Consider the following 23,479-nt stretch of genomic DNA (forward strand, 5'->3'; position numbering starts at 1 on the left):
TTGTGCATCAATAGCCCGCCGTGTGGCCGCCGTGTGGCCATCGCGGCGCGGACCGCCCGGCGGCCTCGTCGGCGGCCATGCGGCAGATGGTGCCGCCTTGGGCCGGATTGCCTGCTGCGAAATCCTGCGCCGGGTGCGTGCCGATGAGTTTGGCACGGGACGCCCAGCCCGCGTCATCGAGCATTTGCGCGGGAGTCACCTCCATGGGCGATGGCTCGGCCCCCCGCGCGGACAGGCCGGACTGTCGGCCCGGCCCGTGGCGCTCTGGCTTTCGGTACGTGCCCGGCCGCCGCACCGCACCGCCCCCGGGGTCAGCGCTGCGCAGCCCGGTGGAACATGCGGTGGTGCAGCCGCCGCAGCGACCACCACACCCCGGCCGCCACCACCGGGATCGCCACGGCCGCCGTCGTTTCGGCGGACCACGGCCAGCCCAGCTTCTGCGCCGCCTTGGCAAGGTAGCTCACCAGCCCCACGATGTAGTAGGTGATGGCCGCGACCGACAGCCCCTCCACGGTGGACTGCAGCTTGAGCTGCAGATCCTGGCGGTGGTTCATGGTGGCCAGCAGGGCCTGGCTGCTTTGCTGCTGCTCGATCTCCACCCGCGTGCGCAGCAGGTTGCTCATGCGCGAGACCCGCTGCGACAACGCATCTTGCCGGCGCGTGGCCCATTCGCAGGTGCTGCGCGCGGGGGTGAGCCGCCGGTCCATGAACTCGCGGATGGTCTGCAGGCCCGCCAGGCGCGACTCGGCGATGTCTTCGATGCGCCGGTCCAGCAATTCGAAATAGGCGCTGCTGGCCGAGAAGCGCGAGTGCGTGGCGGCGTACTGGCTCTCCACCTGCCCGGCCAGCCGCGTCAGCCGGTCCAGCAGGGCGGGCTCGTCATCGCGGTTGGCCGTGCGGATGGCATCGGCCAGCGCGGCCAGCTCCCGCTCGGCGAAGGCCAGCACGGTTGCGGCCTCGCGCGCGGCCGGCAGCCCCAGCAGGGCGGCCATGCGGTAGGTCTCGATCTCCAGCAGGCGCTGCACCAGGCGGCCCAGTCGGCGCGGCGCCATGCCGCCGGCCAGCAGCACCATGCGCGAGAAGCCGTCGGCATGGATGGCAAAGTCCGTGTAGACCTCGCCATACCCGTCGGCCACGGTGGACGCGACCAGCGTGTCTTCGTGCAGCACATGCTTGACCAGCGAGCCCGAGCCGAAGGTCTGCGTGGGCAGCACCCACAGGTTCAGGCTGCAAAGGCATTGGCCCGGCAAGGCCGCCAGCCAGCCGCTCGGCACGGCGTCCACGGCACTGGCGGGCTCGCGCTCCCCGAACGCCTCGGCCGCCAGCGGCACCATGAAGGTCCAGGACACAAACTCGGTGTGCAGTTCCCACCGGATGCGGTAGGCGCCCAGGTCCATGCGCAGGTGGGTGGTGTGCGCGTCCGGCAAGGCCAGGTGGTGGTCGCGCAGCAGCGCCGCAATGTGCGCACGGCTCGCATCGCGCTGCGCCGCGTCGGCCAGCATCACGACGTGGGCAATGGCCAGCGGTGCCGCCATGGCCTCGGGCGGGCGCGCGTGGATTTCGTTGTGCAGCACCACCCGGTGGGGATGCTGGGACAGATGCAGTGGCGTGGACATGCGGACCTCTGCCCGCCATTGTGTACTGCCGCGCACGGCGCACCGACGGCCCGGATCACCAAAAAACAACGGCGCCCGAAGGCGCCGTGGGTTTCCAACGGGGCGGCAAGCCGCCCTGTTCGGGGGTCAGTCCTCGACGAAGGCCTCTTCCCGCTTGTTCTTCACGGCCGGCAGCAGCACGATGATGAGCAGCAGGGCGGCAGCGGCCAGCAGGCCCGCAGACAGGGGGCGCGTGACAAACACGCTCCAGTCGCCACGCGACAGCAGCAGCGCCCGGCGCAGGTTCTCTTCCATCATCGGCCCCAGGATGAAGCCCAGCAGCAGGGGCGCAGGCTCCGTGCCCAGCTTGTGGAAGATATAGCCGATCAGGCCAAACCCGCCCACCATCCAGATATCCCAGGTGTTGTTGTTGGTGGAGTACACGCCCACCGCGCAGAACAGCACGATGGACGGGAACAGCCAGCGGTACGGCACCGTGAGCAGCTTGATCCAGATGCCGATCAGCGGCAGGTTCAGGATCACCAGCATGGCATTGCCCAGCCACATCGAGGCGATCAGGCCCCAGAACAGCTCGGGGTTGCTGGTCATCACCTGCGGGCCGGGCTGGATGTTGTGGATGGTCATGGCGCCCACCATCAGCGCCATCACGGCATTGGGCGGAATGCCCAGCGTCAGCAGCGGAATGAAGGAGGTCTGCGAGCCGGCATTGTTGGCGGACTCGGGCGCTGCCACGCCGCGGATGTTGCCCTGGCCGAACGGCACCTCACCGGGGCTCAGCTTGGTCTTCTTCTCGACCGTGTAGGCCGCGAAAGCCGCCAGCAGTGCACCACCGCCAGGCAGGATGCCCAGGGCTGCCCCGAGGCTGGTGCCGCGCAAAACGGCGGGAATCATGCGCTTGAAGTCGTCCTTGGTCGGGAACAGGCCCTGCACCTTGGCGGTGAACACTTCGCGGTCGTCGTCGGGACGGGCCAGGTTGGCAATGATCTCGCCGTAGCCGAACACGCCCATGGCAATGGTCACGAACCCGATGCCGTCGGTCAGTTCAGGAATGTCGAAGCTGAAACGGGCCACGCCCGAGTTCACGTCGGTCCCCACCAGGCCCATGAGCAGGCCCAGCACGATCATGGCCACGGCCTTGAGCAGCGAGCCCGATGCCAGCACCACGGCGCCGATCAGGCCCAGGACCATCAGCGAGAAGTATTCCGCCGGGCCGAACTTGAAGGCCACTTCGGTCAGCGGGGGCGCAAAGGCCGCCAGGATCAGCGTGCCCACGCAACCTGCGAAGAACGAGCCCAGGCCGGCCGCCGCCAGCGCAGGGCCGGCACGGCCCTTGCGGGCCATCTGGTAGCCGTCAATCACCGTCACCACCGACGACGATTCGCCGGGCAGGTTCACCAGGATGGCGGTGGTGGAGCCGCCGTATTGCGCGCCGTAATAGATACCGGCCAGCATGATCAGCGCGGCCACGGGAGGCAGCGCGTAGGTGGCCGGCAGCAGCATGGCGATGGTGGCCACGGGGCCGATGCCCGGCAGCACGCCGATCAGGGTGCCCAGCAGGCAGCCGACGAAACAGTAGATGAGGTTCTGGAACGTGAACGCGACGCCAAAACCCATCGCCAGGTTGTTAAACAAATCCATGGTCGGTACTCCTGCTGCTCAACCCGTGATGAAACTCGGCCACACAGGGAACTGCAGCTTGAGTGCCCAGACGAATGCCACGTAGCTGCCCACGGCGAGTACCGTGGCCAGAATGAACACGGCCTTGGCATTGAATTCATGGCCCGCCAGGCTGGCGATGAACGTCAGCGCGTAGATTCCCACGATGAGCCCCATGGCGGGGATGCCCACGCTGGGCAATCCGCCCAGCAAGATGCCGAAGGCGAAATTGGCCGCAAGGATGAAGAACAGCGGCTTCCAGGCCCACTTGCCGATCTTGTCCCCATCCTGCGTTTCGACGGTCAGCGCCTTGAACGTGATCAGGGAGCCGATCAACGCCAGCAAGATCCCCAGCAACAGGGGAAAGTAGCCGGGGCCCATGCGCGCGCCGTTGCCGACGTTGTACGTGGTGGCTCCCCACGCAAACGCCACTCCGACGCCCATGAACATGAGGCCGGAAAAAAAGTCTCTTTGACTCTTGATTTTCACGAATGTCTCCTTGACGGAATTCTCGACTGCGCGATTGTGAGGTCAACCGGGGTGCGCACGGATGTGGATTCCACCTACATCCCGTAACGTCCCGGCGCCGTCGCCTGTAGCGCAATCGGCCCCGCCCGAGGCATCCGCCGGCCCCCGCCTGGCGGGGGTTGCCAGCGCGTTCCCGGCCGTCTCAGCCCGTCATTCCAGCGGCGGCGTGGCGGTGATCACCTCGTCCAGCGTGGTCACGCCCTCGGCCACCCGCAGCGCGCCCGCCAGGCGCAGCGGCCGCATGCCATCGTGCACGGCCTGGCGGCGCAGCATGTCGATGGAAGGGGCCTGGTTGATCTTTTCCTTGAGCGCCTCGGTGACGGTGAGCAGCTCGTACAAGCCCATGCGGCCGCGGAAGCCGCTCATGCGGCAGTCCACACAGCCCACAGGCTTGTAGGGGTGGTAGCCGCCGCCGAGCTTCCAGGGCTTGACGGCGGCCAGCAGCATCTCGCGCTGCGCGGTGTCGTCCTTTTGCTTGCACTGCTTGCACAGCGTGCGCACCAGCCGCTGGGCCAGCACGCCCAGCAGCGTGGCATTGATCAGGTACGGCGGCACGCCCAGCTCCATCATGCGGGTGATGGCCGAGGGCGCGTCGTTGGTGTGCAGCGTGGAGAAGACCAGGTGCCCGGTCAGCGCCGCCTGGATCGCCATCTCGGCCGTCTCCAGGTCGCGGATTTCGCCCACCATGATGATGTCCGGGTCCTGGCGCATCAGGGCGCGCAGCCCTTCGGCGAAATTGAAATCGAGCTGCGGCTGCACCTGCGTCTGGTTGAAGCTGGGCTCGATCATTTCAATGGGGTCTTCCACCGTGCTGACGTTCACCTCTTCGGTGGCGACGCGCTTCAAGGTGGAGTACAGCGTGGTGGTCTTGCCCGAGCCGGTGGGTCCGGTCACCAGCACGATGCCGTGGGGCCGCTTGACCAGGGCTTCCCAGCGCTCGGCGTCGTGCTGCGAAAAGCCCAGCGCGTCCAGGTCCTTCACCGCGTTGTCGGGGTCGAAGATCCGCATCACCATCTTTTCGCCAAAGGCGGTGGGCAGCGTGGACAGGCGCATTTCCACCTCGTCGCCGCGCTGGTTGCGGGTCTTGATGCGGCCGTCCTGCGGGCGGCGCTTTTCCACCACGTCGATGCGGCCCAGCAGCTTGATGCGCGAGACCATGGCGTTGTGCACGCCCATGGGCATCTGGTAGACCGGGTGCAGCACGCCGTCGATGCGAAAGCGGATCACGCCCTGGTCGCGCCGGGGCTCCAGGTGGATGTCGCTCGCGCGCTGGTCGAAGGCGTACTGCCACAGCCAGTCCACCACCTTGACCACGCCCTGGTCGTTGGCGTCGAGCTGCTTGTTGCTCTTTCCCAGCTCCACCAGCTGCTCGAAGCTGCTGCCGCCCGCGTTGCCCCCCGCCTTCTGCGCGGCACGCACCGACTTGGCCAGGGCGAAGAATTCCGCGGTGAAGCGGTGGATGTCCAGCGGGTTGGCCACCACCCGGCGCACCGTGCGGCGCGACTGGCGCTCCACTTCGGCCACCCAGTCGTCGATGAACGGCTCGGCCGTGGCCACCACCACCTCCTTGGTGGTCACCTGCACGGGCAGCACCTTGTGCCGCTCCGCATAGGTGGCGCTCATGGTGTCGGAGACGCGGCCCACATCCACCTTCAGCGGGTCGATGCGCAAGTACGGCAGGCCCGAGCGCTTGGCCAGGTACTCCGTGAGGGATTCGATGTCCAGCGGCTTGCCGTCGCTGACGCGCTCCATCGCCACATTGGCCAGGCGCACCAGGGCGTGCTGCGAGCTTTCGGCCTGCGAACAGCGGGCAATGGTGCGCTGCGCCTCTTCGTGCGAGATGACCCCGTCGTCGCTGAGCCACTGCACCACATGCCGCCAGTGCAGCGGCCCCACGAAGGGGCGCGCGGCGCTGCCGTCCGAAGAAACGGGGGTTGCTTTCATCAAAAACCTTTCCGGAACACGGTCACAGGCCAGCGGCGACTACACGGCCACCACGGGCTTGAACACTCGCAGCCACTTGGTGGCGGGCAGCTCCCACCGCGCCTGGATAGCTTCGGCCTGCTCGGCCAGCAGCGCGCGCTTGGGGCGCGAAGGCGTCTTCTGGGCCAGCACCACGGTGTTGCCCTCCCGGGTGGGCTTGAAGGCCCACAGGGCCTGCTCGCCAAACGCCGCCGCCATGCTCTGCAGGCTGCGGTCAAAGCTGGAAGACCGGCCGAACAGGTTCACGGTCATGCAGCCCGTCTCGGTCAGCAGTGCGCGGCAGTCGGCATAGAAGTCCGGGCTGTCCAGCACCGGCGCGGCAGCCTCGTGGTCGTAGAGGTCCACCGCCAGGGCGTCGACCGTGCCCTGCCACATGGGGTTCCTGATCTCCTGCGCGGCGTTGGCCAGCACCACGCGCAGCTTGGGGCCGTCGGGCGGCAGCTTGAACCAGTGCCGGCAGACGGCCAGCACCTGGGGATTGAGCTCGATCGCCGTGGTGCAGATGCGCAGCTTCTTGTAGCAGAACTTGGTCAGGGCGCCCGCCCCCAGGCCCAGCTGCATGGCGTGCCCCTTGCTCACCTGGGAGAGGTCGGCAAACAGCAGCCAGGCCATCATGCGCTGCACGTATTCCAGCTCCAGCGCGAACGGTTCGGCAATGCGCATGGAGCCCTGGATCCAGGGCGTTCCCAGGTGCAGGTGGCGGACCTCGCCATCGTCGGACACGCTGACTTCAGGCAGTTCTTGGGTTTTTTCTTTTTTTCGGGTCATTCATCAACAGTCAGAGCAGGCCGTGGGCCGCCATCAACGCCCCCCAGGCGGCCAGTTTGCGTTCGAAGCTCCAGGCGGCGTTGGCGGGGCTGGTGGAAGGCAGCTTAACGGATTCAAGCTGCCGCACCGAGGCGGTCCCGCCGGCCTCCTGCAGGCTGCGCAGCACCGCCGGCGCGTGCTTGTAGCTTTGTGCACCATTGTGCGCGATGGCCGCCAGGGACGGACAGGCCTGCAGCAGGTGGTGGAAGTCGTTGACTTGCGCCTGGCGTATCGCGCTGTCCAGGCTGCCCTGGCGCTCGCAACTGGCGTACACGTCCCACACACCCAGGCGGCGCTCCAGCAGCCAGGCGCACCGCTGCGCGTAATGCCCCGCAGCCGGCGGCAGGGGATGCTGGGGCCACAGCGCCTGCAGTATTCGCCAGAACTGGTTCTGCGGGTGGCCGTAGTACTGCTGGGCCCGCAGCGAGGCCACGCTGGGAAAGCTGCCCAGCACGAGCACCACGGTGGCGTCGGAGGCTACAGGCGGCAACCCCTGCCACCGGGTGCCGGTGGCAGCGGGCTCAGGCCAAGGCGCAGGGATTTCCAACATGGGGCCGATTCTGGACCGAACGCGCATGGTGCCGGTGGCGCACCTTCTAAGAGCCTGAGAAGCCCCCCTTGAAATACAACAAATATCGATTGACAGATTATTGACCAATGTCAATTGGCATATATCAATATGCCGCCAGATTTTAAATTAATGTTAATTGGCGAAATTTGCAATTGTTGAGAATGCCGAAATATTACTCCAGGTATTCTACGCACGAATCTCGGCAGCATATGTTTGCGCCTCGATTGGTCTGCCGTTTTGTAACACACCGCAGTAACCCCAAGAAGATTTTCGATGCCGTGCAGCGTATTCAGCTGCCCAGCAACACCATTAGCATTTTTATTATCCAAAGTTAAAGCGATTTTTCGTCAGCGCTGCCCGCCAGCAAAACCAGCGCCTCGATAGATGTGAGTCCATGGTGAGTTGCGTACCGGCACGGCATCCGCTGAAACCACGCCCGTGCCTTGATCGGCCCGGTGGGTGGCCTCTGCTCGCCTTGATGTCGTTTATCGGGGTGCTGGCCAGCAACGCCCGCGCTGCAGAGGCAGGCACGACCGTCGCTCAGATTCAGTCGCTCGATCGGTTTGAAACAGAGCAAGAACGACTGCGCAAGCAGTTGGCCAGCCAACCTGCGGCCTACCAAGACAAATTCATGGAATCCGGCGACGCCGCCATGCCAAGCCCCGACGAACAAGCTTCAGCAGCCGCCTCCCCCCTCGGGCTGCGCACCTACGGACTTGAAGCACGGTATGGCTTTTCAAGCAGCGGTGGCAGCGAAGGATGGCACTCGCGCGCCAGCGAGTGGGGTCTGCATAGCCAGTACACGCTGCAGACCTTCAACCACGGCGAGTGGAGCCTGCTGATGGACACCCGCCAGCGCCAGGGCGACTCCGAGTTCACCAGCGAGCCTCTGGGCTATGGCCTCCAACGCAGCAGCGAGCGGCTGACCTTGCGAAATTACGCGCTACCGCTGGGCCACCAGGTGTTTGCAGACACAACGCTGGGAGACCAGTACAGCGAAGCCACCGACGCGCTTCAGCGCAACTACCGCTTGTCTTTGGGCACCAGTGCGCTGCGCGGCACCGCCACCCGCGTTTACGGCCCTGATTTCGACGTCTCCGCCGGGCTCGGTCAGCGAGGCCGGCTGGTCGGCGGGCCCTTCGCCGGCTTTGAGTCCAGCGGCGGAACGTTGGCGTGGCTGGGGTCCAGCCGGCGCTGGAGCAACGGCTATTTCGCAGGCCTGCAAATCAACCAGGCCCACGGTGTTGCGCAAACCTCCAGCGACTACGCGGCGGGCTCCGCGTACGGACAGGGGTTGGCGTCCCGGGAGGACGTGTCCTCCTTCGCAGCCGCCGTGGGTTACGGGGTTGATCCGGTCAAGGACGGGGACTACCGGCTCCGCCTGGTCTTGCTGCACAGCCAGACCAGCGCCTCCATTGCAGGCAGGAACAACGGTGCAGCCGGCGCCTACATCGACGGTGCCTGGCGGGTCGCCGGGCTGCGGCACGAATTCGGCCTCTACCAGGCCGGCCCCAACCTGCGTTTCGGCGACAACCCCGTGGCCTCCGCTAACCGCGGTGCGTACTGGCGCGTCGATGGCAATTCCGCCCGCTTGTCCTGGGGCGTAGGCCTCGACGCGGTGCAATACAACCCAGGCCACGACCCCGCCCGCTACAACGCGCGGCAATGGGGCCTGGATAGCAACCTGAACTACCGCATTGACCGCCACAACCTGATCGGCGTGAACGGCCACTGGACCTCCCTGCGCCGCTTCAGCGCGTCAGATAGCGCGCCCAACGGACAGCGCAGCCTGCAGGCCAGCGGCTTCTACCAGACGCGCTTCATGGACTGGGCCCCGACCCGACTGCGGGTGAACCTTTGGCGCAACCAGGCGCTGGTGGCCAACGATACGCAAGCCACAGGGGAAGAAGTCGAGTGGGAGCAGGACTGGATCCGCGGCAAGTACGAGACCCAGCGCCCCGAACTCACCACCACGCTGGGCCTGGCACGCGACCGCGGTGGCAACACCCCCCAGACGTACCCGACCGCAAGCGTCATGGCACGCTTTTGGATCAACCCCACCTGGAACCTCGGGGGGACGCTGCGCTATACCTCCCGAAGCGGAAATCTGGCCACCAGCCGTGGGCTTTCGGGCAGCGTGAATACCGAAGCGCAGTTGAGCGCCGGCTGGCACCTGGGCGCCTCGATCCAGCTCAACCAGGCCCGCATCGAAACGCAAACCCTCACGGGCCTACCCACGCCGCTGGTCAGCCGCAGCAACGACAAGTCGGCCTACATCTACCTGCGCTGGGACGGCAGCAGCGGCGAAGCCCTGCGTGTCGCAGGCCAGGGGGAGGCCCGCGGTGCGGGCGGCGGGAGCATCCGGGGCACCGTGTTCTTTGATGCCAACAACGATGGAGAACAACAGGCCAGCGAAGACGGCGTTCCCAACGTTGAAGTCTTCCTGGACGGCCGTTATCGGGCTGTGACCAATGCGGCCGGCCAATTCGAGTTTCCGATGGTGGCCGCGGGTGGCCACCGTCTGTCATTGCGGCCCGAAAGCGTCCCCCTGCCCTGGGGCGCCACGCAGGCCCGTGACAACAGCGTAGAGGTTCCCTTGCGCGGCACTAGCTACCCACGTATCCCGGTCATCCGGGTAGGAGGAGAGTGATGCCGCGCAGGAGCAACGGTGTGCCACCGACCCCTTCCGAGTTTCAGGGGGCACACGCGAGAGGGTTGTCAACGGCATGGCGTTGCTTGCGGACACCCGGTAGTTATATGCAACTCGTCAACACAAGGAAATCGCAATGATCAAGCAAATCCACAAGCCATCCCTCGTCCTGGGCGCCGTCCTGGCACTCGCCACCAGCCTGGGCCACGCCGAGCAAACCATCGGCATCCAGAATGCGGGCGCAACGCCTGCGATCGCGACGGCGCGCGTGAACGTGCGGGTGACCGTGCCCAAGACCGTCATTCTGCGGGTGGGCGCGGCCGACGCGACCATCAGCGACGTTGTCTTCACCTACGGCGTGACCCCGGCCGTCGCGGGCGCTCCAGGCAACTCCCTGCCTTACACCGGCGCTATTGCACCGACGCTGGCCACCACGGTCGCCACCACCAACCCCACGACAACGGCCGGCGTGCTGACCACGGGTGCCTGGACCAACGTGTCCGGTGGCGCCAGACTCACCTGCGCACTGTCGGGAACGGGCGGCGCCACCACGGCATTTGCCACCGGCGCCACCGTTGGGGGCGTGCCCGGCACGGCGGACATTCTGGTGGCGGGCACCACCCCCGCGCACCCAGGTACCTCGTTGGCCAGTTGCGACGGCACGATCAGCTCGACCATCGCGGCCCTCACCGCCCTGTCCGGCACGTTCACCTACAGCACCGCGTTTACCGCCAGCGCGATTGCCGCAGGCTCCTACGGCACCACCGTGACCTACACGGCAACCACCCTGTAACAACGGCAGCCCCGAGGCCCCGCCATGCGCACTCCAACCGGCTCTCCGCACGCGCTGCATCTGCGCATGGCCTTCGTCTTCCTGAGCCTGGCGGCAGCCAGCAGCCAGGCCGGGGCTGTCGTCACCATCACGGGGGGTTATTTCGGCCCACGCACCTTGACCTTGCGCGTAGGGTCCACTGCGGGTGTCGATACCGTGCAGTTCAATGTGGTCGGGCCCGGCACCGGAAACTCGCTGCCCGCCGCCGCGCCCATCCAGGGCAACGGCACCGCCATTGCCGCCAGCAGTGGCGGCGTGGCCTTTCGCATGTCCATGCAATTGCCCATTGGCAGCCTCTCCCAGGCGATGACCACCACGGTGACGTCGCCAGCCGCATTGACATGCACGGGGGGCAACTGCACGGGCTACTCGATCCCGTTTTCCTCCATCAGCTGGACGGTGTCGCCCGCACCGTCAGGACCCAATGCGGCGTTCGACCTGCAAAACGGAACGTTCGCCGGCGGCGGCACCCAGACCCTGCTGAACTTTGTCGTCACCTTCGGCGGTGGAAGTGCCGTCGACGTCACGTCCACCATGAATTTCACCTACGCCAACACCGTCGCCTACCCGGCTGGCACGTACACCGGCACGGTGACCTACACCGCCAGCCTGCCATGAACACCTTGCGCCGTTCAGCCCCGTGGTCACGGCAGGTGGTCCGCCTGCTGTGTGCTGCCAGCGCGGTCATGGCGGTTTCCCACAGCGTTGCAGCCCCGGTGCGGCTGGACGACTCGGCCTCTCCAAGGGCCATCGTGCAGTCGACGCAAATGGTCTCCGAGCATGGATACCCCTTGAACGAGTACGTGCCCGGCGCCCCGGCTGCGCAGCGGGCTATTGTGGATTTTGGCCGCATTGAATACCGGCTGGCCACCGCCCCATACGTCGGAAAAAATGCGCGGATCTTTCTGGTTGTCCCGCTCCTGCCCGCCGTGTTGAAGTCCCCCCAGGGCCTGGTGGTCAGCTGGCGCAGTGAAGGCAGCTTTGCATCAGGCTCCGGCCGCCCCGGTGACCGGATCCCCGTCTGGAGCGGGCCCGTGCGCCAGGCTTTCATGAACGAAGCCCTGGCGCTTCGGATGGAGTTTGCGCTGCGCGAACTGCTGCCCCAGGCCCAGAAGGGCGTGGCGGTCGAATGCTATTTCGAAATTGAAGTCGGACCATGACCTCCCTGCTCCCAACGCCCCCTCTCTCCCGTCCCTCGCGCCCCGCTCACCTTGCCCACCGGCTCATCCGCGGACTGGTGGCCTGGGCCTGTCTGGCCGGGGGCATCGGCTCCGCAATGGGCGGGCCTTTCGATGTCGCCGTGTCGCCGTCGCGCTTTGAGCTGGAAGCCAAAAGCGGCGCAAGGCTGGGCCAGACCCTCAACATCTACAACCAGTCCAGCCAGTCCACCGAACTGTCGGTGCGCACGCTGGACTGGACGTTCTCCGAGAGCGGGGCATTGAAGTTCTTCGACGAGCTTCGCCCCGACAGCTGCCGTCCCTGGGTCACGCTGGAGCGGCGATTGGTCAAAGTCGGCGCCCGCGACAAAGTTGCCTTCCGCTTCCAGGTCGATGTGCCTTCCGATGCGGCCGTGGGTGAATGCCGGTTCATGCTGGCCATTGAGGGCGCGCAGCCCGCCTACGAGTCCGTGTTGCAAGGGGGCTCTGCCAACCTGAGCTTGCCGGTCAACGGACGCATTGCCGTGGCGGTCTATGTCGGCGTCAACGGTGCGCAGCCCCGACTGAGCATGCAGCAGGCGGAAACCGTCACGCAGGACGGGCAACGCCTGCCCGCGGTCACCGTCAGCAACACGGGTTTGGCACACGGCCGGCTTGACGGCGCGCTGGACGCCAAGGACGCCCGAGACCTTCGTTTCGAGCTGGTGCCCGACGGAACCCCCATCATGCCCGGGCAGACACGCACCATTGCTTTGCAACCCCGGGCGCTGGCCGACCAGACAGTCCCCAAGTTCACCTTCCCGATCACCTCGTCCGGCAGCCTGGATTGGGAAAACGGGAGCTTCAAGGTGAATGCGGAGTTCAAGTAGATGAGCGCCCTGCGCAAGCGTGCGGCCCTCCAGCTGGGCACGGCCTTGCTGGCCTGCCTGGCTGCCTGCAATGCCTGGGCGGACCAGAAGGTGGTCTCGGGCAACTTTGGCACCCTCAGCGCCAGCGTGCAGCTCAATTTCAACATTGCGGTGGGCAAGTTCGTTTCGTTGCGCGTGGGAAACGCCGATGCCACCGTCAGCGATGTGAACTTCGCGGTCGACTTCAGCCCGGTGCGCCCGGCCGGCAACAGCCAAGCCTACAGCGGCAGCATCGCACCCGGCCTCATGGTCACTACGTCGACCACCAACCCCACCTCCACCTCGGGGGCGCTGGCCGTTGCCGCCTACACCAACGTCACAGGCACCACCCTGGCCTGCACACTGGGCCCTCTGGCAGGCGCCACCGCCCTGGTGAGCGGTGCCACCGCTGCGGGCGTGCCCGGCCGCAGTGACATTGTGGTGGGCAGCGGCGGCGCTGGCACCGTCCAGCACCCGGGCACCAGTCTGGACGCCTGCACCGGCGCCGTCACCACCCCCATCCCCATGATGACCAACATGACGGGCACCTTCACCTACAGCACAGGCTTCGCGCCCACAGGCTTGCTGGCAGGCACGTATGGCAACACCGTGACCTACACGGCCACCACGCTCTGAGCAGGTGTTGAAGAACTTTTCGGGGTCGCACAAGGATGTTTTGCTTCACCCTCGCGAGGCCGCGGTAGTGCGGGTCGGACCCCGGGAAGTCAGGCAGGCCCTCCTTCACAAGCCCCCAGCCGGGGCAAGGCGGCGCGGGCGTTTGCCGTAGTCGTGGCGGCAAGGGCCTCCACCGGCATGCCCCGCAACCGCGCCAGCTCCTGGCCAATGCGGGGCAATTCGCCGGGTGCGTTGCGGCCCTGGGGAGCGCCGGCCTCGCGGTCCGCCGCCGTGGTGTAGAGCCAGTGCGGGGGAATGTCGGGGGCGTCGGTTTCCAGCACCAGGGCGTCTTCGGGCAGTTCGGCGGCCAGGCGGCGCAATTGCAGCGCACGGTCGTACGTAATGGCCCCGCCAAATCCCAGCTTGAAGCCCAGGCCGATGAAAGCCTGCGCCTGCTGAAGGCTGCCATTGAAGGCGTGCGCGATGCCGCCCGGCACCGGCAACTCCCGCAGCCCCTTGAGCAGCTTGTCGGCCGAACGGCGCACGTGCAGGATCACCGGCAGGTCAAACCGCCGCGCCAACTGGAGCTGCCCCCGGTAGAACCGCTCCTGCCGCGCGGGGTCGAGGCCCGGCACGAAGAAATCCAGGCCCATCTCGCCGATGGCCGCCAGGCGGGGGTCGTTGCGGTGCTGCTGCAGGGCCTGCGCCAGCGCGTCGAGGTCGTCGTCCCCTGCGGTGGGGGTGCACAGCGGATGGATTCCCAGCGCATAGCTGTCCCCATGGCGGTGCGCCAGCGCGCGCACGGCTTCCCAGTTGCCGCGCTCGACCGCCGGCAGGACGCAGTGCACCACGCCCAGCGCCCGCGCTTGCTGGCGGACCGCGTCGCGGTCGGGGTCGAACTCGGGGGCGTCCAGGTGGCAATGGGTGTCGATCCAGGCGTGCATGCGGGGATGATGCCCGATAGGCGCCTGTTACGTTCTGAAAGCAGGTTCTTCCGCCGCCAAGTGCAGGCGCCGCCGATCCGTGCTAACGTGAAATCCTCCCTCCCCGCCCTCGTGCGCCGGACCCCTGGTCGCCACGACCTGCCGTGCCACGGCGCGCCCCGCAGAAAGGTGACAGGATGCCCCGGCCCGCCATCTACAGCAGTTCTGCCCCCCGCCGCCCGGGACGGGCGGACGCGCCAGCGCAGCAGCCCCCGCAGGCCACCTCCGGCGACGCCCCGCCCGCCGCGCCGACCCCGCCGGTCGGGCAGGCCGCGCCTGGGCGGCGCTGGCCCCCCTCTGCGCACGCCGCATGGGCGCTGGTTCTGCTGCTGGCGGCCTTGCTGGTGGCCAGCCTGCTGCACCAGAGCCCGCCCGCACCCCAGCTCAGCCAGAAGGACATCGACGACGCCGTGCTGCGCACGCTGGAGACCACCACCCTGCCGTCCGCCGTGACCCGGGCCGTCGAGGCCGTGGCACCTTCCGTGGTGCGCGTGGCCGGATATGGCCGCGCCAAGAAGGGCAAGGAGGAGGTGGAACGCGGCATCGGCACCGGGGTGGTCATCGTGGACACGGGCATCATCCTCACCAACCTGCATGTGGTGGCCGGCTCGGACCGCATCACGGTCACCTTCCACGACGGCACGGAAACCACGGCCCGCATTACCGGCGTGCAGGCCGAGAACGACCTGGCCGTGCTGCAGGCACACAAGGTTCCCGACGACCTGGAGGCTGCACCGCTGCGCTCCACGCAGGACCTGCGCCCGGGCGACCCGGTGGCCGCGGTGGGCTTTCCGTTTGGCATCGGGCCCTCGGCGTCTGCGGGCGTGGTGTCGGGCCTGGAGCGCGAATTCATGTCCCCCGAGGGCAAGCGGCAGCTGAGCAACCTGATCCAGTTCGACGCGGCGGCCAACCCCGGCAATTCGGGCGGGCCGCTGATCACCATGGACGGCGAGGTGGTGGGCATTGTCACGGCCATCCTCAACCCCACGTCCGCGCGCACCTTCATCGGCATCGGCTTCGCGGTGCCCATCGAGAACGCCGCCGCCGCCGTGGGGATGCCACCGTTCTAGCGCAAGCCCGCCACAGCGGCGGCGCCGCTCTTGCCGCTTCCCGCCGCGTTCCCGCCGCAGCGGCACGGAACCACCAGGAGGGCGGGCGTTGCACCCCGGATTTGCACGAGCCCAAAAGACAAGGAACCCCAAGCCATGGAAACCACATCGCAAACCGCCACGCTGATGGAACAGGTGCTCTACGAGGTCAAGCGCGTGGTGGTCGGGCAGGACCGTTTCCTGGAGCGGGTGATGGTGGCCATGCTGGCCCAGGGCCATCTGCTGGTGGAGGGCGTGCCCGGCCTGGCCAAGACGCTCACGGTGAAGACGCTGGCCAGCACCATCCAGGGAAGTTTCAAGCGCATTCAGTTCACGCCCGACCTGGTGCCCGCCGACCTGGTGGGCACGCGCCTGTACAACCAGAAGACGGGCGAATTCAGCACCGCGCTGGGCCCGGTGTTCACGCACCTGCTGCTGGCCGACGAGATCAACCGCGCCCCCGCCAAGGTGCAGAGCGCGCTCTTGGAAGTGATGCAGGAGCGCCAGGTGACCATTGCCGGCGAAACGCACAAGGTGCCCGAGCCCTTCCTGGTGATGGCCACGCAAAACCCCATCGAAACCGAGGGCACCTACGCCCTGCCGGAGGCGCAGGTGGACCGCTTCATGATGAAGGTGCTGCTCTCCTACCCCACCGAAGAGGAGGAATTCGTCATTGCCCAGCGCGCGCTGGACATGCCGGTGCAGGTGCTGCCCGTGGCCACCACGGCCCAGCTGGCGGCGCTGCAGTCGGAATGCCGCGCGGTGTACGTGGACCCGTCGCTCCTGCAATACGCGGTGAAGCTGGTGGCCGCCACCCGCGCGCCGGCCCAGTACGGCCTGAAGGACCTGGCCGGGTTCATCGGCTGTGGCGCCAGCCCGCGCGCCACCATTGCCCTGGCCGAAGGCGCGCAGGCCCTGGCCATGCTGCGCGGGCGCAACTACGTGCTGCCCGAGGACATTGCCGACCTGGCGGCCGACGTGCTGCGCCACCGGATCACGCTGTCCTACGAAGCGCTGGCCGACGGGCTGGACGCCGACGCGCTCATCACCCGCATCATGGCCCGCATTCCCACGCCCGCAAGGCCGCTGCACCATGCGCAAAAGGCTGCCTGACGCCCCGGCCGCGCCCGCGCCGGCCACCATCCACGCGCTGCCCGGCATCCCCGGCCGGGCCGAGCGGCTGCTGCGCGAGCTGGAGTGGAAGGTGATCCGCCGGCTGGACGGGCTGCTGCAGGGCGACTACCGCACGCTGGTGCGCGGCAGCGGGCTGGACCTGGCCGACCTGCGCGAATACCAGCCCCACGACGACGTGCGCCACATCGACTGGAACGTGACCGCCCGCCTGGCCGCCCCCCACGTGCGCGTGTTCACCGAAGACCGCGAGATGGCCGCCTGGTTCCTGCTGGACCTGAGCCCCTCGGTGAGCTTTGGCCCCGAGGGGCATGCCAAGCGCGACATCCTCGCCGGCTTCGTGGCCGTGCTGGCGCGGCTGCTGACCCGCCACGGCAACCGCGTGGGCGCGGTGCTGTATGGCGCCGGCACGCCGGCAGCACCCGTGGGCCCACCCGGCGCACAGGGTGCACGTGGCGCACGTGGCGCACGTGGCGCGCGCACCGTGGACGCCGTTCTGCCCCCCCGCAGCAGCCGTGCCCACGTGCTGCACCTGGTGCACCGGCTGATCGCTTCGGCCGCGCCGGCGGCGGGCACGGCCGAAGCGCCCGGTGCGGGCACGGAGCTGCGCTTGCTGCTGCAGGCCGGACTTTCGCACCTGCGGCGCCGCTCCACCGTGTTCGTGGTGTCGGACTTCATCAGCGCACCGGGCTGGGACAAGCCGCTGGCCCAGCTCGCACAGCGGCACGACGTGGTGGCCGTGCGCCTGCTGGACCCGCTGGAGCTGGAGCTGCCCGATCTGGGCCTGGTCACCCTGCGCGATGCCGAAACCGGCGAACAGCTGCCGGTGGACACGCACGACGCGGGCTTCCGCCACCGCTTTGCCCGCCTGGCCGCCGAGCGCGAAGCCGCCCTGCGCGAAAGCCTGGCCCGCGCGGGCGCCGACGCGCTGGAGCTGCGCACCGACGACGACCTGCTGGACACGCTGCTGCGCTTCATGGACCTGCGGCAGCGCCGCGTGCGCACCGCGCGCGCGGCCTGACGACCACCCGCCCCGCCACGAAGGAACCACCCCACCATGGCTTTTCTCTGGCCCTCGCTGCTCTGGCTCCTCCTGCTGGTGCCCCTGCTGGTGCTGCTGTACTGGTGGCTGCAGCGCCGGCGCAAGAAGCTGGCGCTGAGCTACCCCAGCCTGTCGCTGGTGCGCGAAGCGCTGGGCCCGCGCCGGCAGCTGCGCCGCCATATTCCCCCCGTGCTGTTCCTGCTGGCCCTGGCGGCGCTGCTGCTGGCGGCGGCCCGGCCGCTGGCCGTCATCACGCTGCCCGCGCAGAACCAGACCATCATGCTGGCCATGGACGTGTCGGGCAGCATGCGCGCGGCCGACGTGGAGCCCGACCGCATCACCGCGGCGCAGAACGCAGCCAAGGCCTTCATCGCGGAACTGCCGCGCCATGTGCGCGTAGGCATCGTGGCGTTTGCCGGCAGCGCGCAGCTGGCCCAGCTGCCCACCCAGAACCGGGAAGACCTGGTCAAGGCCATTGACAGCTTCCAGCTGCAGCGCGGCACGGCCACGGGCAACGGCATCATGCTGTCGCTGGCCACCCTGTTCCCCGACGCGGGCATCGACATCGCGGCCCTGGGCGGGCGCCAGTCCATGCGCCCCCGGTCGCTGGACGAAATCAGCAAGCAGGACCCCGCCAAGCCCTTCACCCCCGTGGCGCCGGGCTCGTACACCTCGGCCGCCATCATCATGCTGACGGACGGCCAGCGCACCACCGGCGTGGACCCGCTGGAAGCCGCCAAGTGGGCCGCCGACCGCGGCGTGCGGGTGTACACCGTGGGCGTGGGCACGGTGCAGGGCGAGACCATTGGCTTTGAAGGCTGGTCCATGCGCGTGCGGCTGGACGAGGAAACCCTCAAGGAAGTGGCGGCCCGCACCCAGGCCGAGTACTTCCACGCCGCCACCGCGGCCGATCTGAAGAAGGTGTACGAGACCCTCAGCTCACGGCTGACGGTGGAAAAGAAGGAGACCGAAATCTCGGCGCTGCTGGCCCTGGCCGGGGCACTGCTGGCCGTGCTGGCGGCCGGCCTGTCGGTGTGGTGGCACGGGCGGATCTTGTGATTTTTTTGGCCTCCAGCGCTTGATGGACAAGCGCTGGCAACTATATTTTCAATAGCATATCAAAACCCGCCACCCTGCGCGGCTTGCGCCCGCCACTGTTACCCCAGCACTCCGGACACCAGCCGCAGCACCCGGTCGCAGCGCGCGGCCAGCGACTCGTCGTGCGTCACCATCACAAACGCCGTGCCCTGGCTGCGCGCCAGCTGCAGCATCAGCTCGAACACCGTGTCGGCGGTGCCGCGGTCCAGGTTGCCGGTGGGCTCGTCGGCCAGCACGCAGGCCGGCCGCGTCACCAGCGCACGGGCGATCGCCACGCGCTGGCGCTCGCCGCCCGACAGCTCGGCGGGCCGGTGCTGCAAACGCTCCTTGAGCCCCACCGACGCCAGCACCCGCTCGGCCTCGGCATGGCATTGCGCCAGGGGCAGGCGGCGGATGCGCAGCGGCATGGCCACGTTGTCCAGCGCGCTGAACTCGGGCAGCAGGTGGTGGAACTGGTAGATGAAGCCCAGGTGCTGGTTGCGCAACTGCCCCTGCTGCTGGGGCGACAGCGCCGACAGCTCGGCCCCCTGCAGGCGCACCGCCCCGGCGGTGGGCGCGTCCAGCCCGCCCAGCAGGTGCAGCAAGGTGCTCTTGCCCGACCCCGAGGCGCCGACGATGGCCACGGTCTCGCCGGCGCGGATCTGCAGGTCCACGCCTTTGAGCACCGTCACGTCCAGGCGGCCTTCGGTAAAGCGCTTGGTGAGGCTCTTGGCCTCCAACACCACCACTCCAACTTTCTGATCATTCATAGCGCAGCGCCTCAGCGGGGTTCACACGGCTGGCGCGCCAGCTGGGGTACAAGGTTGCAACAAAGGCCAGCACCAGGGAGATGACGCCGATGGGCACGATGTCGCTGCTCTGCGGCTCGCTGGGCATCTTGCTGATGAGGTAGATGTCCTTGGGCAGGAAGTCGGCATGGAGCGCCCGCTCGATGGCCGGCACGATCACGTCGATGTTGAACGCGATCCCCAGGCCCAGCAGCAGGCCCACGGCCGTGCCGATCACGCCCACCATGGCGCCCTGCACCACGAAGATGCCCATGATGCTCTTGGGGCTGGCGCCCAGGGTGCGCAGGATGGCGATGTCGGCGCGCTTGTCGGTCACCGTCATCACCAGCGTGGAGACCAGGTTGAACGCGGCCACCGCCACGATAAGCGTGAGGATGATGAACATCATGCGCTTTTCCACCTGCACGGCGGCAAACCAGGTGCGGTTCTGCTGCGTCCAGTCGCGGATCAGCAGGTTGCCGCTCAGGGATTGCGCCAGTTGCTGCGCCACCTCGCGCGCCTGGTGCAGGTCCTTGAGCTTCAGGCGCACCCCGGTGGGGCCTTCCAGGCGGAAGATGCGCTGCGCGTCCTCGTGGTGCAGCAGCACCAGGGCCGAGTCGTATTCGTAGTGGCCCGAGTTGAAGAGCCCCGCCACCGTCATCTGCTTGAGGCGCGGCACCACGCCGGCCGGCGTGACCTGGCCGGCCGGCGCGATCAGCGTCACCACGTCGCCCGTGCGCACGCCCAGCATGCGCGCCAGCTCGCTGCCCAGCACCACGCGGAACTCGCCCGGCACCAGCTGCTGCAGCACCTGCGTGTTGGTGGCCGCCAGGTCGGTCACCGCGCCCTCCAGCGCCGGGTCGATGCCGCGCACCAGCGCGCCCTTCATGTCCTCGCCGCGCGCCAGCAGCGCCTGCGCCGCCACGAAGGGCGCGGCGCCCACCACGTTGGGGTTCTGCTGGGCCTCCGCCAGCGTACGGGCCGGGTCGGGCAGCGCGGCGCCCTGGGGCGCAAAAATTTCGATGTGCGACACCACGCTGAGCATGCGGTCGCGCACTTCCTTCTGAAAGCCGTTCATCACCGACAGCACGATGATGAGCGCCGCCACCCCGAGCGCAATGCCCAGCATGGACACGCCCGAGATGAACGAGATGAAGCCGTTGCGCCGCGTGGCGCGGCCCGCGCGCGTGTAGCGCCAGCCCAAGGCCAGTTCGTAAGGAATTTGCATGGATCAGGAAAGAAGACCGTGGACTGCGGCGGAATGCCGGGCCCGGGCCGGGGCAGATTGTGGCATCCCGGACAATAGGCCCATGTCAGACACCCACCATTTGCTCATCCCCCACGCGGCCAGTGCCGCTGACGGATGCCAGCAAGCCCTGCAGGGCTTGGCCCTGCCCCACCTGGACCGGCTGCTGGCCCGGCTCAGCCCCCATCCTGCGGGCAGCGACAGCGCCGAGGAAACCAGCTTCTCCACGCCCCACGAGCGCGCCCTGGCCCGCGCCCTGGGCCTGCCGGCCGAGGACGGCCGCACACCCTGGGCCGCCTGGCACCGCCACCAGCAGGGCGCGCCCGCCGACGGCCAGGCCTGGGCCTTTGTCACGCCCTGCCAGTGGCAGGTGAGCACCGACCACGTCACCCTGCGCGACCCGGCACAGCTGGGGCTGGATGACACCGCCTCGCGCGCGCTGCTGGCCATCGTGGCGCCGTGGTTTGCCGAAGACGGCATCACCCTGCACTACGACGAGCCCACGCGCTGGCTGGCCAGCGGCCCGCTGTTGGCCGACCTGGCCACCGCCTCGCTGGAGCGCGTGCTGCTGCGCGACGTGCGCGCCTGGATGCCCGATGCGCGGCAGGCCCGCACCCTGCGCCGCCTGCACAGCGAAATGCAGATGCTGCTGTACACCCATGCCTTCAACGACGAGCGCACCGCGCGCGGCCTGCCGCTGGTCAACTCGTTCTGGGTGCACGGCGCGGGCGCGCTGCCGCAGCCGGCGCCCGCCGCCACGGCACCCGCCGTGCCCACCACGCTGCGCGATGCCGCCCTGCGCGAAGACTGGCGCGCCTGGGCCCAGGCCTGGGCGGCGCTGGACGCCGGCCCCGTGGCCGACCTGCTGCGCCAGGCCGAGGCCGGTGCGCCCGTGCAGCTGACGCTGTGCGGCGAGCGCGGCGCGGCGGCCTTCCACAGCGCGCCGCGCTCGCTGGCCCAGCGTTTTCAAAGCCTTTTCAGGCCCCAACGCTTTATGGACGTGCGCAACCAGCTATGAAAATAATAGCAAGAGACATTCCCCCCCGCGCCGCCTGGGCCCTGGAGCAGGCGGGCGTGCATCCGCTGCTGGCGCGGCTGTACGCCGCACGCGGCGTGCTGGCCAAGGACGAGCTGGACGACGGCCTGGGCCGCCTGCTGCCCCCTTCGGGCTTGAAAGGCATCGACGCCGCCGCCCGCCTGCTGGCCGACGCCATGGCGCACAACAGGCGCTTGGTGATCGTGGCCGACTACGACTGCGATGGCGCCACCGCCTGCGCCGTGGGCGTGCGCGGCCTGCGGCTGCTGGGTGCGCAGCAGGTGGATTACCTGGTGCCCGACCGCGTGACCGACGGCTACGGCCTCACGCCCCCGATTGCCCGGCGCGTGAAGGAGCGCGGTGCCGACGTGCTCATCACCGTGGACAACGGCATCGCCAGCGTCGAAGGCGTGGCCGAGGCCAAGGCCCTGGGCCTCACCGTCGTGGTCACCGACCACCACCTGCCCGGCCCGGCGCTACCCGCCGCCGACGCCATCGTCAACCCCAACCAGCCGGGCTGCACCTTCGAGAGCAAGTCCATGGCCGGCGTGGGCGTGATGTTCTACGTGCTGCTGGCGCTGCGCGCGGAACTGCGCGCGCGGGGAATCTTCGACGCAACCACCCAGCCCAAGCTCGACCCGCTGCTGCCGCTGGTCGCCCTGGGCACGGTGGCCGACGTGGTCAAGCTCGACGCCAACAACCGCCGCCTGGTGGCCCAGGGCCTGAAGCGCATCCGCGCGGGCCAGATGCCGGCCGGCGTGGCCGCGCTCTTTCACGCCGCAGGCCGCAAGGCGCCGGCCGCCACCACCTTCGACTTCGGCTTCGCCCTGGGCCCGCGCATCAACGCCGCGGGCCGCCTGGCCGACATGACGCTGGGCATCGAATGCCTGCTGACCGATGACGCCAGCCGCGCCGCCGAACTGGCCGCCACACTGGACGGCATCAACCGCGAGCGCCGCGACATTGAAAGCGGCATGCGCGAGCAGGCCATGCTGATGGCCGAGAGCCTGTTTGACGAGAGCGAGGAGCCGCCGCCCGCCATCAGCGTTTTCGACCCCGACTTCCACGAAGGCGTGGTCGGCATCGTGGCCAGCCGCATCAAGGACAAGCTGCACCGCCCCACCTTCGTGTTCGCGGCCAGCAGCGCGCCGGGCAAGGAGCATGAGCTCAAGGGTTCGGGCCGCTCCATCCCCGGCTTTCACCTGCGCGACGCGCTGGACCTGGTGGCCAAGCGCCACCCGGGCGTGATCCTCAAGTTCGGCGGCCACGCCATGGCCGCCGGCTGCACCGTGGCCGAGGAAGCGTTCGACGTGTTCGAGCAGGCCTTCGCCCAGGTGGCGCAGGAGTGGCTGGACGCCGCCACGCTCACCCGCCGCATCGAGACCGACGGCCCGCTGGCCCCCGAGCACGTGCGCGCCGACATCGTGGACCTGCTGCACCGCGAGGTCTGGGGCCAGGGCTTTGCGCCGCCCACCTTCAGCGAAGAGGTGCAGGTACTCAGCCAGCGCCTGGTGGGCGAGGCCAAGAACCACCTGTCCATCAAGATCATCCACCAGGGCAACCCGGTGGACGCCATCTGGTTCGGCCGCACCGAGCCGCTGCCCGCGCGGGTGGTGCTGGCGTTTCGGCTGGATGTGAATGAGTGGAAGGGCGAGCGGCGGGTGCAGTTTTTGGTGGAGGGGGCGCAGGTGTAGGCCGCATACGCCCGCGCACCGGACAGGAAGCGTCCTCGCGGGCCCCTCGATTTTCTATAGAAATCGGGCTCCAGCGCTTATCCAGAAAGCGC

22 protein-coding genes are annotated in these 23,479 nt (G+C 68.3%); 12 read left to right on the top strand and 10 right to left on the bottom strand.

Annotated elements, in window-relative coordinates; all coding sequences use genetic code 11:
- Positions 1 to 7: 7 nt before the first annotated feature.
- The 7 genes from ACOYR3_RS17795 to ACOYR3_RS17825 form a co-directional block, all read right to left on the bottom strand.
- Positions 8 to 205 (bottom strand): hypothetical protein, encoded by a 198-nt coding sequence (locus tag ACOYR3_RS17795; RefSeq protein WP_422846652.1) that lies wholly within the window; start codon positions 203 to 205, stop codon positions 8 to 10.
- A 106-nt stretch (positions 206 to 311) separates the two neighbouring features.
- Positions 312 to 1,616 carry a DUF3422 family protein gene (locus ACOYR3_RS17800; RefSeq protein ID WP_422843647.1) on the bottom strand — a complete coding sequence of 435 codons (1,305 nt, stop codon included), beginning with the start codon at positions 1,614 to 1,616 and terminating at the stop codon, positions 312 to 314.
- A 126-nt stretch (positions 1,617 to 1,742) separates the two neighbouring features.
- A complete protein-coding gene (locus tag ACOYR3_RS17805) occupies positions 1,743 to 3,254 on the bottom strand; it encodes a tripartite tricarboxylate transporter permease (RefSeq protein WP_422843648.1) in 1,512 nt (503 codons plus the stop codon).
- An 18-nt stretch (positions 3,255 to 3,272) separates the two neighbouring features.
- Positions 3,273 to 3,761, bottom strand: a complete 489-nt coding sequence (locus ACOYR3_RS17810) for a tripartite tricarboxylate transporter TctB family protein (protein ID WP_422843649.1) — start codon at positions 3,759 to 3,761, stop codon at positions 3,273 to 3,275.
- A gap of 189 nt (positions 3,762 to 3,950) precedes the next feature.
- Positions 3,951 to 5,744 carry a GspE/PulE family protein gene (locus ACOYR3_RS17815; RefSeq protein ID WP_422843650.1) on the bottom strand — a complete coding sequence of 598 codons (1,794 nt, stop codon included), beginning with the start codon at positions 5,742 to 5,744 and terminating at the stop codon, positions 3,951 to 3,953.
- Between the two features lie 39 nt (positions 5,745 to 5,783).
- Positions 5,784 to 6,551 carry a spermidine synthase gene (locus ACOYR3_RS17820; RefSeq protein WP_422843651.1) on the bottom strand — a complete coding sequence of 256 codons (768 nt, stop codon included), beginning with the start codon at positions 6,549 to 6,551 and terminating at the stop codon, positions 5,784 to 5,786.
- Positions 6,552 to 6,561: 10 nt separating this feature from the next.
- Entirely contained in the window at positions 6,562 to 7,140 is a 579-nt protein-coding gene (locus ACOYR3_RS17825; RefSeq protein ID WP_422843652.1) for a DNA-deoxyinosine glycosylase, read from the bottom strand.
- 496 nt (positions 7,141 to 7,636) lie between these two features.
- Between ACOYR3_RS17825 and ACOYR3_RS17830 the strand changes: the two genes are divergently transcribed.
- The 6 genes from ACOYR3_RS17830 (at position 7,637) to ACOYR3_RS17855 (ending at position 13,323) form a co-directional block, all read left to right on the top strand.
- The gene (locus ACOYR3_RS17830) at positions 7,637 to 9,811 is read left to right on the top strand and encodes a hypothetical protein (RefSeq protein WP_422843653.1); all 2,175 of its coding nucleotides are present in this window, start codon (positions 7,637 to 7,639) and stop codon (positions 9,809 to 9,811) included.
- A gap of 136 nt (positions 9,812 to 9,947) precedes the next feature.
- Positions 9,948 to 10,604: a hypothetical protein gene (locus ACOYR3_RS17835; protein ID WP_422843654.1), complete on the top strand. Its 657-nt coding sequence runs from the start codon at positions 9,948 to 9,950 to the stop codon at positions 10,602 to 10,604.
- A 24-nt stretch (positions 10,605 to 10,628) separates the two neighbouring features.
- Positions 10,629 to 11,261: a hypothetical protein gene (locus tag ACOYR3_RS17840; RefSeq protein ID WP_422843655.1), complete on the top strand. Its 633-nt coding sequence runs from the start codon at positions 10,629 to 10,631 to the stop codon at positions 11,259 to 11,261.
- Positions 11,258 to 11,803: a hypothetical protein gene (locus tag ACOYR3_RS17845; RefSeq protein ID WP_422843656.1), complete on the top strand. Its 546-nt coding sequence runs from the start codon at positions 11,258 to 11,260 to the stop codon at positions 11,801 to 11,803. Before ACOYR3_RS17840 ends, ACOYR3_RS17845 begins: the two co-directional genes overlap by 4 nt.
- The gene (locus ACOYR3_RS17850; protein ID WP_422843657.1) at positions 11,800 to 12,669 is read left to right on the top strand and encodes a hypothetical protein; all 870 of its coding nucleotides are present in this window, start codon (positions 11,800 to 11,802) and stop codon (positions 12,667 to 12,669) included. The genes ACOYR3_RS17845 and ACOYR3_RS17850 overlap by 4 nt, the downstream gene beginning before the upstream one ends.
- The gene (locus ACOYR3_RS17855; RefSeq protein WP_422843658.1) at positions 12,670 to 13,323 is read left to right on the top strand and encodes a hypothetical protein; all 654 of its coding nucleotides are present in this window, start codon (positions 12,670 to 12,672) and stop codon (positions 13,321 to 13,323) included.
- A gap of 89 nt (positions 13,324 to 13,412) precedes the next feature.
- Here the strand turns inward: ACOYR3_RS17855 and ACOYR3_RS17860 are convergent, their stop codons facing one another.
- Entirely contained in the window at positions 13,413 to 14,246 is an 834-nt protein-coding gene (locus ACOYR3_RS17860; RefSeq protein ID WP_422843659.1) for a TatD family hydrolase, read from the bottom strand.
- Between the two features lie 176 nt (positions 14,247 to 14,422).
- On the opposite strand from ACOYR3_RS17860, the gene ACOYR3_RS17865 reads away from it, so the two are divergent.
- The 4 genes from ACOYR3_RS17865 (at position 14,423) to ACOYR3_RS17880 (ending at position 18,605) form a co-directional block, all read left to right on the top strand.
- A complete protein-coding gene (locus ACOYR3_RS17865) occupies positions 14,423 to 15,355 on the top strand; it encodes a S1C family serine protease (RefSeq protein ID WP_422843660.1) in 933 nt (310 codons plus the stop codon).
- A 135-nt stretch (positions 15,356 to 15,490) separates the two neighbouring features.
- The gene (locus ACOYR3_RS17870) at positions 15,491 to 16,486 is read left to right on the top strand and encodes an AAA family ATPase (RefSeq protein ID WP_422843661.1); all 996 of its coding nucleotides are present in this window, start codon (positions 15,491 to 15,493) and stop codon (positions 16,484 to 16,486) included.
- On the top strand, positions 16,467 to 17,525 hold the full coding sequence (locus ACOYR3_RS17875; protein ID WP_422843662.1) for a DUF58 domain-containing protein: 1,059 nt from the start codon (positions 16,467 to 16,469) through the stop codon (positions 17,523 to 17,525). Before ACOYR3_RS17870 ends, ACOYR3_RS17875 begins: the two co-directional genes overlap by 20 nt.
- Positions 17,526 to 17,561: 36 nt before the next feature.
- On the top strand, positions 17,562 to 18,605 hold the full coding sequence (locus ACOYR3_RS17880) for a VWA domain-containing protein (protein WP_422843663.1): 1,044 nt from the start codon (positions 17,562 to 17,564) through the stop codon (positions 18,603 to 18,605).
- Between the two features lie 98 nt (positions 18,606 to 18,703).
- On the opposite strand, the gene lolD is transcribed toward ACOYR3_RS17880, so the two are convergent.
- Both lolD and ACOYR3_RS17890 read right to left on the bottom strand, forming a co-directional pair.
- Positions 18,704 to 19,393, bottom strand: coding sequence for a lipoprotein-releasing ABC transporter ATP-binding protein LolD (lolD, locus tag ACOYR3_RS17885; protein ID WP_422843664.1), 690 nt, complete (start codon positions 19,391 to 19,393; stop codon positions 18,704 to 18,706).
- Positions 19,386 to 20,639, bottom strand: a complete 1,254-nt coding sequence (locus ACOYR3_RS17890) for a lipoprotein-releasing ABC transporter permease subunit (RefSeq protein ID WP_422843665.1) — start codon at positions 20,637 to 20,639, stop codon at positions 19,386 to 19,388. The genes lolD and ACOYR3_RS17890 overlap by 8 nt, the downstream gene beginning before the upstream one ends.
- A gap of 82 nt (positions 20,640 to 20,721) precedes the next feature.
- Here ACOYR3_RS17890 and ACOYR3_RS17895 point away from each other — a divergent pair, with 82 nt between their 5' ends.
- Positions 20,722 to 21,675, top strand: coding sequence for a phosphoglycerate mutase (locus tag ACOYR3_RS17895; protein ID WP_422843666.1), 954 nt, complete (start codon positions 20,722 to 20,724; stop codon positions 21,673 to 21,675).
- The gene (gene recJ / locus ACOYR3_RS17900) at positions 21,672 to 23,387 is read left to right on the top strand and encodes a single-stranded-DNA-specific exonuclease RecJ (protein WP_422843667.1); all 1,716 of its coding nucleotides are present in this window, start codon (positions 21,672 to 21,674) and stop codon (positions 23,385 to 23,387) included. Before ACOYR3_RS17895 ends, recJ begins: the two co-directional genes overlap by 4 nt.
- Positions 23,388 to 23,479: the final 92 nt, after the last annotated feature.

The sequence above is a fragment of the Acidovorax sp. M2(2025) genome (assembly GCF_049330835.1).
Taxonomy (GTDB): domain Bacteria; phylum Pseudomonadota; class Gammaproteobacteria; order Burkholderiales; family Burkholderiaceae_C; genus Acidovorax.

Excerpts from the sequence above, each read along its gene's own strand:
- ACOYR3_RS17795 (WP_422846652.1), bottom strand. The coding sequence starts at position 205 with ATGGAGGTGACTCCCGCGCAAATGCTCGATGACGCGGGCTGGGCGTCC.
- ACOYR3_RS17800 (WP_422843647.1), bottom strand. The coding sequence starts at position 1,616 with ATGTCCACGCCACTGCATCTGTCCCAGCATCCCCACCGGGTGGTGCTG.
- ACOYR3_RS17805 (WP_422843648.1), bottom strand. The coding sequence starts at position 3,254 with ATGGATTTGTTTAACAACCTGGCGATGGGTTTTGGCGTCGCGTTCACG.
- ACOYR3_RS17815 (WP_422843650.1), bottom strand. The coding sequence starts at position 5,744 with ATGAAAGCAACCCCCGTTTCTTCGGACGGCAGCGCCGCGCGCCCCTTC.
- ACOYR3_RS17820 (WP_422843651.1), bottom strand. The coding sequence starts at position 6,551 with ATGACCCGAAAAAAAGAAAAAACCCAAGAACTGCCTGAAGTCAGCGTG.
- ACOYR3_RS17825 (WP_422843652.1), bottom strand. The coding sequence starts at position 7,140 with ATGTTGGAAATCCCTGCGCCTTGGCCTGAGCCCGCTGCCACCGGCACC.
- ACOYR3_RS17835 (WP_422843654.1), top strand. The coding sequence starts at position 9,948 with ATGATCAAGCAAATCCACAAGCCATCCCTCGTCCTGGGCGCCGTCCTG.
- ACOYR3_RS17840 (WP_422843655.1), top strand. The coding sequence starts at position 10,629 with ATGCGCACTCCAACCGGCTCTCCGCACGCGCTGCATCTGCGCATGGCC.
- ACOYR3_RS17845 (WP_422843656.1), top strand. The coding sequence starts at position 11,258 with ATGAACACCTTGCGCCGTTCAGCCCCGTGGTCACGGCAGGTGGTCCGC.
- ACOYR3_RS17850 (WP_422843657.1), top strand. The coding sequence starts at position 11,800 with ATGACCTCCCTGCTCCCAACGCCCCCTCTCTCCCGTCCCTCGCGCCCC.
- ACOYR3_RS17855 (WP_422843658.1), top strand. The coding sequence starts at position 12,670 with ATGAGCGCCCTGCGCAAGCGTGCGGCCCTCCAGCTGGGCACGGCCTTG.
- ACOYR3_RS17860 (WP_422843659.1), bottom strand. The coding sequence starts at position 14,246 with ATGCACGCCTGGATCGACACCCATTGCCACCTGGACGCCCCCGAGTTC.
- ACOYR3_RS17865 (WP_422843660.1), top strand. The coding sequence starts at position 14,423 with ATGCCCCGGCCCGCCATCTACAGCAGTTCTGCCCCCCGCCGCCCGGGA.
- ACOYR3_RS17870 (WP_422843661.1), top strand. The coding sequence starts at position 15,491 with ATGGAAACCACATCGCAAACCGCCACGCTGATGGAACAGGTGCTCTAC.
- ACOYR3_RS17875 (WP_422843662.1), top strand. The coding sequence starts at position 16,467 with ATGCGCAAAAGGCTGCCTGACGCCCCGGCCGCGCCCGCGCCGGCCACC.
- ACOYR3_RS17880 (WP_422843663.1), top strand. The coding sequence starts at position 17,562 with ATGGCTTTTCTCTGGCCCTCGCTGCTCTGGCTCCTCCTGCTGGTGCCC.
- lolD (WP_422843664.1), bottom strand. The coding sequence starts at position 19,393 with ATGAATGATCAGAAAGTTGGAGTGGTGGTGTTGGAGGCCAAGAGCCTC.
- ACOYR3_RS17890 (WP_422843665.1), bottom strand. The coding sequence starts at position 20,639 with ATGCAAATTCCTTACGAACTGGCCTTGGGCTGGCGCTACACGCGCGCG.
- ACOYR3_RS17895 (WP_422843666.1), top strand. The coding sequence starts at position 20,722 with ATGTCAGACACCCACCATTTGCTCATCCCCCACGCGGCCAGTGCCGCT.
- recJ (WP_422843667.1), top strand. The coding sequence starts at position 21,672 with ATGAAAATAATAGCAAGAGACATTCCCCCCCGCGCCGCCTGGGCCCTG.